The sequence below is a fragment of the Arthrobacter sp. zg-Y820 genome (genome assembly GCF_030142155.1).
Lineage (GTDB): Bacteria > Actinomycetota > Actinomycetes > Actinomycetales > Micrococcaceae > Arthrobacter_B.
Map to the genome: position 1 here is coordinate 3,528,321 of NZ_CP126247.1, position 13,913 is coordinate 3,542,233.

12 protein-coding genes are annotated in these 13,913 nt (G+C 67.1%); 5 read left to right on the forward strand and 7 right to left on the reverse strand.

The annotated features are described in order from the left end of the window. Positions 1-69: 69 nt before the first annotated feature. Both QNO08_RS16180 and corA read left to right on the forward strand, forming a co-directional pair. A complete protein-coding gene (locus QNO08_RS16180; RefSeq protein WP_229966298.1) occupies positions 70-2,055 on the forward strand; it encodes a heavy metal translocating P-type ATPase in 1,986 nt (661 codons plus the stop codon). Positions 2,056-2,169: 114 nt separating this feature from the next. Further along, positions 2,170-3,165 (forward strand): magnesium/cobalt transporter CorA, encoded by a 996-nt coding sequence (corA, locus tag QNO08_RS16185; protein WP_229966299.1) that lies wholly within the window; start codon positions 2,170-2,172, stop codon positions 3,163-3,165. Here the strand turns inward: corA and QNO08_RS16190 are convergent. The 4 genes from QNO08_RS16190 to QNO08_RS16205 form a co-directional block, all read right to left on the reverse strand. Beyond that, positions 3,143-4,222 (reverse strand): glycosyltransferase family 2 protein, encoded by a 1,080-nt coding sequence (locus QNO08_RS16190; RefSeq protein WP_331461781.1) that lies wholly within the window; start codon positions 4,220-4,222, stop codon positions 3,143-3,145. The genes corA and QNO08_RS16190 overlap by 23 nt on opposite strands. Positions 4,223-4,322: 100 nt before the next feature. Beyond that, positions 4,323-5,204, reverse strand: coding sequence for a manganese catalase (locus tag QNO08_RS16195; RefSeq protein ID WP_229966300.1), 882 nt, complete (start codon positions 5,202-5,204; stop codon positions 4,323-4,325). A 169-nt stretch (positions 5,205-5,373) separates the two neighbouring features. After that, complete coding sequence (locus QNO08_RS16200; RefSeq protein ID WP_229966301.1) at positions 5,374-6,255, reverse strand: manganese catalase; 882 nt, start codon at positions 6,253-6,255, stop codon at positions 5,374-5,376. 152 nt (positions 6,256-6,407) lie between these two features. Further along, positions 6,408-7,568, reverse strand: a complete 1,161-nt coding sequence (locus tag QNO08_RS16205) for an acyl-CoA dehydrogenase family protein (protein WP_229966302.1) — start codon at positions 7,566-7,568, stop codon at positions 6,408-6,410. Between the two features lie 136 nt (positions 7,569-7,704). Here QNO08_RS16205 and QNO08_RS16210 point away from each other — a divergent pair, with 136 nt between their 5' ends. Then, complete coding sequence (locus QNO08_RS16210; RefSeq protein ID WP_229966303.1) at positions 7,705-9,171, forward strand: S10 family peptidase; 1,467 nt, start codon at positions 7,705-7,707, stop codon at positions 9,169-9,171. 19 nt (positions 9,172-9,190) lie between these two features. Here QNO08_RS16210 and QNO08_RS16215 read toward each other — a convergent pair whose 3' ends face one another. Next, on the reverse strand, positions 9,191-9,691 hold the full coding sequence (locus QNO08_RS16215; RefSeq protein WP_229966304.1) for a DUF456 domain-containing protein: 501 nt from the start codon (positions 9,689-9,691) through the stop codon (positions 9,191-9,193). Positions 9,692-9,872: 181 nt separating this feature from the next. Here QNO08_RS16215 and QNO08_RS16220 point away from each other — a divergent pair, with 181 nt between their 5' ends. Continuing rightward, the gene (locus tag QNO08_RS16220; protein WP_229966305.1) at positions 9,873-10,850 is read left to right on the forward strand and encodes a hypothetical protein; all 978 of its coding nucleotides are present in this window, start codon (positions 9,873-9,875) and stop codon (positions 10,848-10,850) included. Positions 10,851-10,953: 103 nt separating this feature from the next. On the opposite strand, the gene QNO08_RS16225 is transcribed toward QNO08_RS16220, so the two are convergent. Continuing rightward, positions 10,954-11,862, reverse strand: a complete 909-nt coding sequence (locus tag QNO08_RS16225; RefSeq protein WP_229966306.1) for an SDR family oxidoreductase — start codon at positions 11,860-11,862, stop codon at positions 10,954-10,956. A gap of 255 nt (positions 11,863-12,117) precedes the next feature. Beyond that, positions 12,118-13,287: a multidrug effflux MFS transporter gene (locus tag QNO08_RS16230; protein ID WP_229966307.1), complete on the reverse strand. Its 1,170-nt coding sequence runs from the start codon at positions 13,285-13,287 to the stop codon at positions 12,118-12,120. Positions 13,288-13,456: 169 nt separating this feature from the next. Between QNO08_RS16230 and QNO08_RS16235 the strand changes: the two genes are divergently transcribed. Continuing rightward, a complete protein-coding gene (locus QNO08_RS16235; RefSeq protein ID WP_229966308.1) occupies positions 13,457-13,903 on the forward strand; it encodes a universal stress protein in 447 nt (148 codons plus the stop codon). The last annotated feature ends 10 nt before the right edge of the window (positions 13,904-13,913 follow it).

Sequence of the window (13,913 nt, forward strand, 5' to 3'; positions counted from 1 at the left end):
AGGGCCGGCAACCGTTAGGTTAGGTATCTCTTGCTGGAAAAGCCCCACCGGCGGGCCTATAACGAGAGCATGAGACTCTCCGTGATCCGGAGGTATCCGGCGGTGGCAGCGACCATCGTCGTCGGGCTGGCCGTCTTCGCACTGCTGGGAACCGGCCTGCCGACAGCCGCCGCACGGCTCGCCTCCGGCTATGCATTGCTGGTTGCCGCCGTGACCGGCGCCCGAATGGTCCGCGACCTCCTCCGCGGCCACTGGGGACTGGATGTCCTGGCCGTGCTTGCCATCCTGGCCACGGTGGCGGTGGGCGAATACGCTGCCGCCCTGATCATTGTCCTGATGCTCTCCGGCGGTGAGGCGCTGGAGGACTTTGCCGCGCGGCGGGCGCGCAGCGAACTTGATGCACTGTTGGAACGGGCGCCGCAGGCGGCCCACCGGCTGCCGCCGGACAGCGAAACACCGAGGGACATCCCGGCTGCCAGCGTCGTTGTCGGCGACGTGCTGCTGGTCAAGCCGGCCGAGCTGGTTCCCGTGGACGGCATTCTGCTCAGTGCGGAGGCCGCCTTTGACGAATCATCGCTGACCGGTGAATCGCTGCCGGTCACCCGCGCCGCCGGCGAGACGGTGATGAGCGGTTCCGTAAACGGCCCGCAGGCGGTTCGAATCCGGGCCACGGCGACGACGGCGGACAGCCAGTACCAGCGGATCGTCGCCTTGGTCCGCGAAGCCGCTGCGTCGAAGGCTCCCGTGGTGCGCCTGGCCGACCGGTTCGCGGTGCCGTTTACCGCGGTTTCGCTGCTCATTGCCGGCGGTGCCTGGCTCCTCAGCGGAGATCCGGTGCGCTTCGCCGAGGTCCTGGTGCTGGCTACTCCCTGCCCGCTGCTGATCGCCGCCCCCGTTGCCTTCCTGGGCGGCATGAGCCGCTCGGCGCGCAACGGCATCATCGTCAAGGGCGGAGCCACCCTGCAGCAGCTGGCCCGGGCCCGCAGCATTGCCTTCGATAAGACCGGCACCCTGTCTTACGGCCGGCCGCACCTCGTGGCGGTTTCCCCCGAACCTCCGTTTACCGCCGGTGAGGTGCTGCGGCTGGCCGCTTCGGCCGAGCAGTATTCCTCCCACGTGCTCGCCGCCGCCGTGCAGGCTGCGGCGCTCGAGAAGGGACTGGTCCTGAGCCCGGCAACATCGGCCGCCGAGGTCGCCACCAACGGAGTGCAGGCACAAGTGGCGGGCCGCACCGTCCTGGTCGGCAAGCGCCGTTTCGTGGCAGCAGCGGTCCGGAACGGGCTTCCCGGCGGGCTCCCCGGCGGTGTTGCGGGCGGAATTTCGGGGACGGGAGCCGGTCCTGCCGCTGGACAGGGCTCCCTTGCTGCCGCCGGGCACGGAGCCGCCGGAGAGCTTCTGGTTTACGTCGGCGTGGACGGCCGTTTCGCCGGCACCCTGACCCTGCGCGACACCCCGCGGGACAACGCCCGCGCCACTCTGGAGCGTCTGGCCCGGCTCGGGCTGGGGCAGCCGGTGATGCTCACCGGCGACGGGCGGGCCTCGGCGGAAAGCACCGCTGCCGCGCTGGGCATTCGGACCGTCCATGCGGAATTGCTGCCGGAGGACAAGGTGCGTCTGGTCGCCGCCCTGCCGCTCCGGCCGGCGATCATGGTGGGCGACGGCGTGAACGACGCCCCGGTGCTGGCAGCGGCCGACGTCGGCATTGCGATGGGTGCCCGCGGATCCACTGCGGCCGGAGAATCCGCTGACGCCGTGATTGTCGCTGACGACATTTCCAAGGTGGCCGACGCCGTCGACATCGGACGGAGGACCCTGCGGGTGGCGCTGGAGAGCATCTGGCTGGGTATCCTGCTCAGCGTCGGACTGATGCTCACCGCGGCCTTCGGGTTCATCCCCGCCGTTGCCGGGGCCCTGACCCAGGAGCTGGTCGACCTGGCCGCGATCCTGAACGCACTGCGGACCCTCGGCAGCGGAACAGGTTACGTTCCCGCTTCATCCGTTCCGGACCCGGCTGAAGAAGTCCGCGGAGTGCCGCCCGGCAGCGCTCAGCACTAAAGGTCGCGAGAGCGGTCGCCGGCAGTCCGCCGAAGAAGGGGACGGGATGGATAATGGAAGCTGCCGCGCCACAGCCGCGGCACTGTGCACAGTTCAAGCAGCTAGGGGACGTCCATGACCTTGATCGACAACGGCGTGTATGTGGACGGCAAACGGCAACACACACCCGACAACCTCGATGAGACTTTCGAACTGACCCGGTCCTCCGGCGGCATGGCGTGGATTGGCCTGTACCGGCCGGACGACATCGAGCTCCTGGCCGTCGCCGAGGAGTTTGGCCTGAACGTGCTGACCGTTGAGGATGCCCTCGCCGGGCATCAGCGGGCCAAGCTGGAACACTACGACGACACGCTGTTCGCGGTCCTGCGGCCGGCACGCTACCTTGACGACGTCGAACGCGTGGAGTTCGGCGAGCTGCACGTTTTTGTGGGCCCCAACTTCGTCGTCACCGTCCGGCACGCCGAATCTCCGGATCTGGGCCGGGTCCGCAAGCGCCTGGAACAGGAACCGGACCTGCTGGCCCTCGGCCCGCACGCCGTACTTTATGCGGTGCTGGACCAGGTCGTGGATGAATACGCGCCGGTGGCGGCCGGGCTGGAAAACGACATCGATGAGATTGAGGACCAGCTCTTTGGCGGCGACGCCGAGGTGTCGCGCCGCATCTACGAACTCTCCCGCGAAGTCATCCAGTTCCAGCGTGCGCTCTCTCCGCTGGAGGGCGTGGTGGGCAGCCTGCAGCGGCACGCGGAAGAGTACGGGGTTCCGGCAGAGCTCAAGGACAACCTCGGCGACGTCCTGGACCACATCCTGCGGCTGATTGACCGGGTCAACGCCTACCGGGCCCTGCTGGAGAATGCCCTGAATCTGGCCTCCACGCTGGCCTCGAACCGGCTGGCCGAAACCAGTATTGAGCAGAACGAGCAGGTCAAGCGCATCTCCTCGTGGGCTGCCATCCTCTTTGCTCCCACCCTGGTGGGCACCGTTTACGGGATGAACTTCGAGGACATGCCCGAATTGGGCTGGACCTGGGGCTATCCGATGGCTGTGGCGGCGATGGCGGTTATGGGCTTCGTCCTCTACCTGACCTTCAAGCGGAACAAATGGCTGTGACAACGCGCATCCGTTTCCGCGCATCTTCCCCCACGCCCTCCCCCGAGAAGATCGATACGTGGGCGGTCCCGGCCCGGCGAAGCCGGCGCACGGAATGCCCGGCCGTCCGAAGCCGGATCCCCGCATAGGGAATGCCGCCCCGAATCCGCCATCCCGCCGCAAGCCACACGCCCACCGCGCGTTCGAGCACCCACAGCGGTGCCCAGAACGCGGCATCCGCCATGAACACCCGGGTTCCCTCCGCACGCCGGCGGCCTGCTTCAGCCACGAGGATGCTGGCCGCAGCGAGCATGGCCAGCCGTGCCGGCTGCCGCAGGGACAGCAGAATCACCGGCAGCAGAGCCGCTTCCGCGGCCAGGCGAGCGGGCTGGGCGAAATCGTCATATGCCTGCCGCACCCGCTGCCGGCGAAAATGCGGCACCGAACACGGCACCCGGGACACGAAGAGGTCATCGGCCCGCACTTCGCGTCCTCCTGCCGCCCGGATGGTCCGCAGCAGCTCAAGGTTTTCGAACAGCACATCGCCGCTGTAACCGCCGGCGTCCAGCAGCGTTGACCGCCGGACCGCCAGCGTTCCGGGGTAGTCCGAGCGGAACGCCCGGTTTATCAGGGTTCTGGCCGTGTCCCACCGGGCGTGCCAGGGCAGCGGGGCCGGAAAGTAGTTTTGCGGGCGGACGACGTCGGCGTCGGCGAGCAGCGCCACCGCCCGCTCCAAGCCGGTTCGCGTATACCGCACGTCGTCGTCGGCAAGGACGAGGTACTCGCGCGCGCTGAGCTGCACGCCGGTCAGCACGCCCTCCACCTTTCCGTTGCCATAGCCCATGCTGCGGGGCCTGCAGTGGCGCACTGCGGAGGGAAAGGCCTGCTCATGTGCAGCAAACAGGGCGGCGGGCGACCCGTCCACCACGAGGACCGGAATCCACTGGACCAGCTGGTTCAGATACGCACACAGGGATTCGAGTCCAGCGTCGTCGCTCCATTTGAGCGGCAGAATGTACTGGGCTCCAGCAAGTTGAGGTACTGCGGTCTTCGGCATTCCCGCCTTGGTTCGGGCCACAGCCCTTCCGTCTCCTTGTCCACGCTGCTTCCACACTGTTGCTTCCAGACGGCCGCGGTCCGCGACCGCCCCGCAGGACGGCCGCGGAACCTGGATGATGCTATTCCCTGTGCAGCTTGTCCTGAACGCTGCCGGCGATCTTCTCCACAATGTTCGGCAGGTCGGTGGTGCCGTAGTAGCGGGCGTCCACCCGGGTGGGCGGCGGCATGGGTGCCGACGTCGTCGGGCCGTCGTGGTAGCTGAACTCGCCCAGACCGTCCGGCGTGGGTCCGGAGGCCCAGGACCCTTCGGCGGCAGCTTTCCCGTCGGAGAAGTTCAGGTACTGATAGGACACCGACCGTTCCTCCTTCTTGATCGGGAAGTTGGACGGCACGGGCAGCGACTCAGCGCCTTCGGCCTGCAGTTCCTTCGCCGCCGCCATCCACTGGTTCTGGTGCATGGTGTCCCGCGCGAGCAGGAACGAGAGCATGTCCCGGACCCCGTGGTCATCGGTCATGTGATAGAGCCGGGCAACGGCGAGGCGGCCCTGCATTTCCGCGTTGGCGTTGGCAGTGAAATCCGCCAGCAGGTTCCCACTGGCGGTGATGTAGCCGCCCGTCCAGGGGTTGCCGTTGGAGTCCACCGGCCGCGCGCCGGCACCGGCAACGATGGCGTGCTGCACATCCATGCCGCCGATCACCGCCGCCACCGTGGGATCGTTCTGCACGGCATCCTCGGTCACTCCCAGTGGCGCCTTTTCCAGCAGCTGGGCAATCATGATGGCCAGCATCTCCACGTGGCCCATTTCCTCGGCGCCGATCCCGTACAGCAGATCACGGTATTTGCCGGGGATGTGGGAGTTCCAGGCCTGGAAGCCGTACTGCATGGCCACGGTGATCTCACCGTACTGGCCGCCCAGAACCTCCTGAAGCTTGCGAGCGTAAACAGCGTCAGGCTTGTCCGGCGTGGACTTGAACTGCAGCTCCTGCTTGTGAAAGAACAATCTGCACCTCCGAAAGCGTCCCGTCTTACGGCCCGGGTGGACCCGCGGGGCTGGTGGCAAAAAAATAGCCCAGAACCAAAGTCATCAGCAAGCTTTGTATTCTTGCGGCTGCCGACACAGCGGCAGCAGCCTGCCCGCCGAAACCACGCAGCAGGCAGGCCCGCTCCGGCTACTCTTTCTTCATCTTGTCCTGCGCGGCACCCGCAGCCTTTTCGACCACGTTCGGCACGTCCGTGGTTCCGTAGTAGCGGGCGTCCACCCGGGTGGGCGGCGGCATGGGCGCCGTCGTCGTCGGCCCGTCGTGGTAGGTGAACTCGCCGTGGCCGTCCGGTGTCGGGCCGGAGGCCCAGGATCCCTGGGACGCTGCCTGCCCGTCGGAGAAGTTCAGGTACTGGTAGGAGACCTCCCGGTGTTCCTTGCTCAGCGGGAAGTTGGACGGGACCGGCAGCTGCTCCAGGCCCTCGGCCTGCAGCTCCAGGGCGGCGGTGGTCCACTGATTCTGGTGCATGGTGTCCCGGGCGAGCAGGAACGAGAGCAGGTCCCGCACGCCGTGGTCATCGGTCATGTGGTAAAGCCGGGCGACGGCGATTCGGCCCTGCATTTCGATGTTGGCGTTGGACGTGAAGTCCGCCAACAGGTTCCCGCTGGCGGTAATGTAGCCGCCCGTCCAGGGGTTGCCGTTGGAGTCCACCGGCCGCGCGCCGGCACCGGCCACGATGGCGTGCTGCACATCCATGCCGCCTATTACGGCCGCCACCGTGGGATCGTTCTGCACAGCGTCGTCGGTGATGCCCAGTGGCGCCTTTTCCAGCAGCTGGGCGATCATGATGGCCAGCATCTCCACGTGGCCCATTTCCTCCGCCCCAATGCCGAACAGCAGATCACGGTATTTGCCGGGAAGATGCGTGTTCCAGCCCTGGAACCCGTACTGCATGGCCACGGTGATTTCACCGTACTGGCCGCCCAGGGCTTCCTGGAGTTTGCGGGCAAAAACGGCGTCCGGCTGGTCCGGCGTGGATTTGAACTGAAGCTCCTGCTTGTGGAAAAACATCTGTACCTCCGGGAGGGTTGGAGCGCCCGGTTCCGCGTCTCTGGGGAGGGACCGGCAAGCCGGTGCACTTCAGCCAAAACTAATCCGGGATGACCGCCCACGGAAGAGCAGCCGGCTTGGTTGCCCCTGTCATCCTCCAGTTATTCGGCGCATCACCGGAATGCCGGAATGCCCGTAAGGTGCTGGCCCAGGATCAGCAGGTGGACCTCGTCGGTGCCTTCGTACGTGCGCACGGATTCCAGGTTGTTGGCGTGACGAAGCGGAGAATAGTCCAACGTGATGCCGTTGCCGCCCAGGATCGTCCGGGCTTCGCGGCAGATGGCGATCGCTTCGCGGCAATTGTTCAATTTGCCGGCGGAAATCTGATGCTTCTGCAGCCGGCCGGCATCCTTTAACCGCCCGATCTGCAGGGCCAGAAGTGTTCCCTTGCTGATCTCCAGCGCCATGTTCACCAGTTTTTCCTGCGTGAGCTGGTACCCGGCCAAGGGCTTCTCGAACTGCAGGCGTTCCTGCGCGTAGCCCAGGGCTGCCTCGTAGCTGTCCCGGGCAGCGCCCATCGCGCCCCAGATGATCCCGTACCGCGCTTCGTTGAGGCATTCGAAGGGCCCGCGCAGCCCCTTGGCCTTGGGCAGCATCGCGTCCCCGGGCAGGCGAAGATCCGTAATCTCGATGTCGCATTGGATGGAGGCGCGCATCGACAGTTTCTGCGTGATGGGCGCAGCCGTGAACCCCGGGGTGTCGGTGGGCACCACGAAGCCGCGGACGCCGTCGTCCGTCATTGCCCAGATCACTGCCACATCGGCCACCGAGGCCAGCCCGATCCAGCGCTTGGAACCGTTGAGGATCCAGTCGTCGCCGTCGCGCCGGGCACGGGTGAGCATGTTCCCCGGATCGGATCCCGCGGCGGGCTCGGTGAGCGCAAAACAGCCGATGGCGGTTCCGGCGGCCATCCGCGGCAGCCATTCATTTTTCTGCTCCTCGGAACCGTGTTTGAAGATGGCGCCCATCGCCAGGGATCCCTGCACGGAGACGAAGGTGCGCAGCCCGGAATCGCCGGCCTCCAGCTCCAGCGCCGCCAGCCCGTATTCGACGGCGCTTCGTCCGGGGCAGCCATAACCCTGCAGATGCATGCTAAGCAGTCCCAGTTCGGCCATCTGCGGCACGATGTCCAGCGGAAACTCGGCGGCGTCATACCAGCGGGCTATGTTGGGCCGAATTGCGGTATCGACGAAGGACCGCACACCGGCGCGCAGTTCCCGTTCCTCGGCGGTGAGGAGGGAGTCGAGGTCCAGGAGGTCGGGGCTGTCCGTCATGGTGTTTCCTGTCGGGTAGGGGCGGCGTCCCGGAAATCCTAGCCCGTGCGGCAGGCGCCGTCCGCTCCCGCGTCCGCCGGCCCGTAATCCGGCCACCGTTCCGGGTTCCTGCCGGCGGCGTGGCTAGACTGCTCCAATGCCCCAAGACGAGCAGCCCCAAGACACCGGCAACCAGCCCTCCCCGGGCGAGGCGGCCACCGACGATTTTGTTGTCCGCAGCCACACCTTGCCCTCCGGCCTGGGCTACACAACCACCGCCGGGCGGATGGTGCTGCGGCAGGAGGAGACCCGGGACGGGAAATCTGACGGATTCCGGCCCAAGGCAGAGATTTTCCTCGTGGCCTACACCGCTGATCAGGCGGATTCCGCGGCCAACCGCAGGCCGGTGGTCTTCGCGTTCAACGGCGGCCCCGGCTCCTCCTCGGTCTGGCTGCACATGGGCCTGCTGGGGCCCCGGATGGTGGACTCCGGAGACGCCGGATCGCTGACCCCTCCCCCGTTCGGGCTGACGGACAACCCGGAAACGCTGCTGCAGCATGCGGATCTGGTGATGATCGATCCCGTGAGCACCGGCTTTTCGCGCGTCGTGGACGGCAACGAGTCAGGGGAGTTCCACGGCTTCGAGGCGGACCGTGATCTGGTGGCCGAAGTCATCCGGCTCTGGACCACCCGCAACAACCGCTGGCTCAGTCCCAAGTACTTGGTGGGCGAGTCATACGGCACGCTCCGCGCCGTCGCCGTCGCCGGCCGGCTGTTCGACGCCTACGGCATGGCCGTGAACGGACTGGGGCTGATCTCCACCGTGCTCAATATGGCCACTCTGGATTTCGCGCCCGGCCGCGACACCCCGTATGCGCTGCACCTGCCCACCTACGCAGCGATAGCGCATTTCCACGGCCGGCACGGGGACCGGACGCTGTCCGACGTGGTGCGCGAGGCAGAGGACTACGCCGGCCGGGAGTACGGCTACGCCCTGACGCAGGGCGCACGGCTGAGCTCCGAAGCGTTCGACGACGTCGTCGGCCGGCTGGCCGAAATCACCACCCTGGACCCGGGGTTCATCCGCCGCACCAATCTGCGCTGGGACTACGCGCAGTTCTCCGCCGAGCTGCTCCGGCAGGAGAATCTGGTGGTCGGGCGCATCGACGGCCGTTTCACCGCTCCGCCGGCGCACCAGCAGGATTCGGCCAACTGGGATGACCCCAGCCTGCGCGCCATCAACGGACCCTATGCGGCAGCCGTAAACCACTATGTGCGGGCGGAACTGGGCTACGAGAACGATCTGCCGTACGAAATCCTCACCGGCCGGGTCCAGCCGTGGAGCTACAAGAGCTTCGAAGGGGTACCGGTGGATGTCACCGAAACCCTCGAACGGCTCCTGGCGCACAACGCGCATCTGCGGGTGCATGTGGACTACGGCTACCACGACGGCGCCACGCCCCATTTCGCCGCCGAATACGTCTGGGCGCACATGCGCCTGGATGATGCGGCACGGGCACGGTTCTCGCATCACTATCACGAGGCCGGGCACATGATGTATCTGAAGCCGCAGTGCCGGCTGGATCAGCTGGCGGCGCTGGGCGAGTTCGTGCGTTCGCGCTGAGCCGGCGGAGCTTTCCCGCCTACTTGGCGGCGAAGTGCCACCAGGTGCCGCCGACAAAGACGGTGCCGGCGGCAAAGGCCAGGGCCAGTTCCAGCAGGATGCCCAGGCCCATCGCCTTCAGCGCCGCGTAGCTGGCCGACCAGGCCTCGGGCAGGCTGCGGCGGCGCAGGAACTCGCTCAGCAGCAGCCCCGCGGCGAACCCGACGATCAGCCCCACCACGGGGATAACGAACATCCCCACGACGCCCGCCACCACCCCGGCCAGGACTGAGGTGTTGGGAACTTTGCGCTGCTTCAGGCGGCGGCCGGTCAGCACCGCACTGGAAAGCAGGCCCGCCAGGGCCAGTGCGGCGCCCACGCCGAACGTCCACCATGCGGCGGTGCTCTGCAGCCCCAGGGCCCAGCCGAGCAGTGCGGCGATAATCAGGATGCTGCCCGGCAGGACCGGAATAACGATTCCGGTCAACCCCACGGCGATGGCCAGGGCAGCGATGACGGTGATGACAATGTCGGGGTCCATCCCCTCAGTCTTCCATCCGCCCGGACTTCCGCCCGCCGGAACTTCCACCGCCGGTCGGGCCCGCTCCGGGGCGGAGCCTGATCCGAGACGCTCGGCACGGCAGTCGCCAAGCCGCACGAGTCGATACTAAGGTTGCTTATAGAGCGGTTACCCCTGCACCCAACAGCACCAGGAGAGACAAATGAGCACGGACTCAGGCAACAACGGCCGACCCGGAGCAGCCAACGGCTCCGAAAACGCCGGCAACCCGACGGGACCCGACGGCGGACGGCTGCGGGATCGCTCCGGCCGGATCCCGGCGGCCGACGAAACGCAGGTACTGCCGGCCGGCACGGATCCGTCCGGGACTTCTCCGGCCTCGGGGGCAACCGCTGCGGGAGCTTCCGCGCACCCGTCGGCCGGGCAGTCGAACCAGGGCGACGACGACGGCCGCACCCGGGCCATGCCCCTGAGCGCCACCAAAGACCCCAACTCGGACTATGACGCCACCGGCGGGTCCCATCCGGACAGCGACCGGCTGGACAGCGACCGGGCGGCAGACAGCAGGGACGCCGGCCGCCGCACCGCCCTTCCGGGCAAAGCCAACCGCGAGGCACTGCTGGCACTGGAGAAGGAGCGGTTCGGCGGCATGAAGTTCGGAGCTGCCTTCTTCGGCTGGCTGACCGCCACCGGCATGGTGGTCCTCCTGTCGGCGCTGGCCGCCGCCATTGGTGCCGCCGTCGGCTTCTCCACCGACAATGACCTCGGCCAGTCCCTGGACCAGGCGATGGCAAACCAGAGCGCGGGGATCATCGGCACCGTCATCCTGCTGGTTATCCTCCTGCTGGCGTACTGCGCCGGCGGTTACGTGGCCGGCCGGATGGCCCGCTTCAACGGCCTGAAGCAGGGCCTGGCGGTCTGGCTGTGGGCCCTGATCGCCGGAGTGGTTGTGGTGGTGCTGGGACTGATCTTCGGCGACGACATCCGCAGCATCACCCAGCTGAACACCGTCGCACCGCTGCCCGAGGATCTTGACGGAGCCACTGCGGTGACCTGGATTGCCATCGCCGCCACGCTGGCCGCCACGCTTATTGGCGCCCTGATCGGCGGGCTGGCCGGCATGCGCTACCACCGCCGGATCGACCGCGCCGACTTCAGCGACGCTGACGCCCGCGGCTAGCAAAGCCTGACTCCGGAAGACAGAACGCCGGAAGACAGAACCGGCCCGCACCTTCGAAAGGTGCGGGCCGGTTCTGTCTTCCGGGCTTGTTCCAGCGGCCCCGTTACGGCGAGGGAGTGCCGCCGTTGACGTTCAGGGTCTCACCGATCACATAGCTGGATTCGGGAGACGCCAGGAACACGTAGGCCGGAGCCAGCTCGGTGGGCTGACCGGCCCGGCCCAGCGGGGTGTCCTTGCCGAACTCGGGCAGCTTGTCCTTGGGCTGACCGTCGGATACCTGCAGCGGCGTCCAGAACGGCCCCGGCGCCACGGCGTTGACGCGGATGCCCTTGGGGGCCAGCTGCTGGGCCAGGCCCTTGGTGAAGTTGTTGATGGCCGCCTTGGTGCTGGCGTAGTCCAGCAGGAACGGCGAGGGGTTGTAGGCCTGGATCGAGGTGGTGTTGATGATGCTTGATCCGGCCGGCAGGTGCGGCAGTGCAGCCTTCGTAATGCGGAAGAACGCGTAGATGTTCGTCTTGAACGTGTCATCCAGCTGCTCGTCGGAGAGGTCTTCAAGGTTGTCCACGGCAACCTGCTTGCCCGCGTTGTTCACCAGGATGTCGAGCCCGCCCAGGGCCTCGACGGCATCCGTCACCAACTGGGCACAGTAGGCGGCGTCGCGCACGTCGCCGGGCAGCGCCACGGCCTTGCGGCCGGCGGCCTCGACGAGGCGGACGATTTCCCGCGCGTCTTCCTCTTCCTCGGGCAGGTAGGCCAGCGCGACGTCGGCGCCTTCCCTGGCGTACGCAATGGCCACTGCCGCGCCGATGCCGGAGTCGGCACCGGTAATGAGGGCCTTGCGGCCTTCCAGCCGTCCGGTGCCGCGGTAGGATTCCTCGCCGCGGTCCGTTTTCGGCTCCAGGTCGGCATCCAGGCCGGGCTCGGGCTGGTCCTGCTTCGGCGGAGTGATCACCGGGAAGCGGTCCACCGGGTTCTGGAAGGTGTACTGGTCGTTCGAGCTGCCGTTGGTCATAGAGTTTCCCACTTTCGGCTGGTCATTCTGCATGCGGTACGCGTCTTCCGCAGCGGACGTTCCACCGCCGCCGAAGTAAGCGTAAGTATGCTTAGTATCCTAGACCGACTGGACTTCCCGGCTCAAGTTCCACCCCCACCGGGCTTAGAACAGCATGTTGAGGAAGCCCACGCTGACGCTGCCCAGCAGCGCGATGATCAAGAGCCAGACAATGACGGTTCGGTACTTATTCATGGTTCGCATAGGCCTACGAGTCTACCCAGCTGCCGGGTGCCGCGTGCGGGTGGCGGCCAGTGCCGCTGCTGCGAAGAGCGCGGAAACGCTCATGATCACCGCCAGCGGCAGCGCCGATTCCGCGCCCGCCAATCCCGTCAGCGGCGAAACCAGGGCTCCGGCGAGGAACTGTCCCCCGCCCAGAACCGCGGATCCGCTTCCGGCGGCGAGTCCAACTTCGGCCAGGGCCAGTGCGGTGGTGTTGCCCATGATGAAGCCCACCGAGCTGGCCGCGAAAAAGATGGGCACGGCCAGCAGCAGGGGCGGTGCCGCGAAAACCGCCAGCGCCAGCACCGCCAGCGACATGCCGAGCAGGACGGCAACTGCGGCGGCAACGGTCGTCCGCGGCGGTACGCGCCGGGCCAGCCGGGCAGAGACGAACCCGGCGGACACCAGTCCCATGGCATTGATGCCGAACACTATCCCGTAGGCGGATGCCGAGAGTCCCATCAGGTTCTGGTAGACAAACGGGGAGGCCGAAATGTAGCTCATGAGCACGCCGAAGGTGCTGGCAAACAGGACGGCGTAGCCCAGGAATTTCCGGTTGCGCAGCACCGCGGAAACACCGGCCAGCACCGGTCCGCTGCTGCGGTGGCCGGGGGGCTGGGTTTCGGAAAGCACAAACACCACGCAGGCGAACATGACGAGGGCGAGCCCAGCCAGCACCCAGAGCACGCCGCGCCAGCCCAGGGATTCCGCCAGGAGCCCGCCGACCGTCGGAGCCACGACCGGCGCCACCCCGCCAATGGTCATGAGCAGGCTGAAGGTGCGGGCCGACGTCGCGCCCGTGGTGAGGTCGGCGACCATGGCGCGCGCGATGACCACGCCGGCCGAAGCGCACAGGCCCTGGAGCAGCCGTCCGGCGATGAGGACAGCCAGCGTGGGTGCCAGGGCGCAGATTGCGGAGGCCACGACAAAGCCTGCCGAGCCCAGCAGGAGGGGGCGGAAGCGGCCGTACCGGTCCGACAGCGGACCGAAAAACAGCTGGCCGGCTCCCATGCCGAGCAGGAACGCGGTGAGCGTCAGCTGGACTCCGGTGGCCGACGCGCCAAGCTCGTCGGTCATGACCGGAAAGGACGGGAGATAGAGGTCCGTCGCGAAGGGGCCGGTGGCCGAAAGCAGGGCCAGGACCAGCAGCAGGCCTGTTGTCATGGCGGTGGCCGGTCTGCGGCGATGGGCACGAAACATATGCACGATGCTACGGCCACCCTCCCCCGGCCTTTATCGCGGGGATGGATGAGCGGACGATGGAGGGAGCACGACGGGAAGCTGCCTCCGTCGCGCTCTGGATGAAATGCCCCGCGGAAGGAACGGACAGGCAATGAGCACAAATGATGAGGACCGTAAGCCCATTGTCGTGGGAGTCGATGGTTCCAAGCTCTCCCTTGAAGCGCTGTGGAAGGCCCGCCGGCTGGCCGCCGTGCTGGATAACCCGCTCCAGGTGGTCACCGTCTGGGGAACCAGCGTTTCACTGACTGCTCCCGTCGCCTCCGATACCTGGTCTCCGCAGGTGGAGGCCGAACAGGTGCTCAATCAGGCGCTGGCGGATGCCTTCGGGACCGACGTTCCGAAGGACCTGGTGAGGACGCCTTTGGCGGGAAGTCCGGTGCTGCTGCTGATAGAAGCCAGCCGGGGCGCGGAGATGCTGGTGGTTGGAAACCGTGGCCACGGTGGTTTTGCCGGGCTGCTGCTGGGCTCCGTCAGTTCGGTGCTGGCGGCCCATGCCCTCTGCCCGGTGCTCATCGTGCACCGCGGCGAGTCCGGTTAGCAGCAGTGAG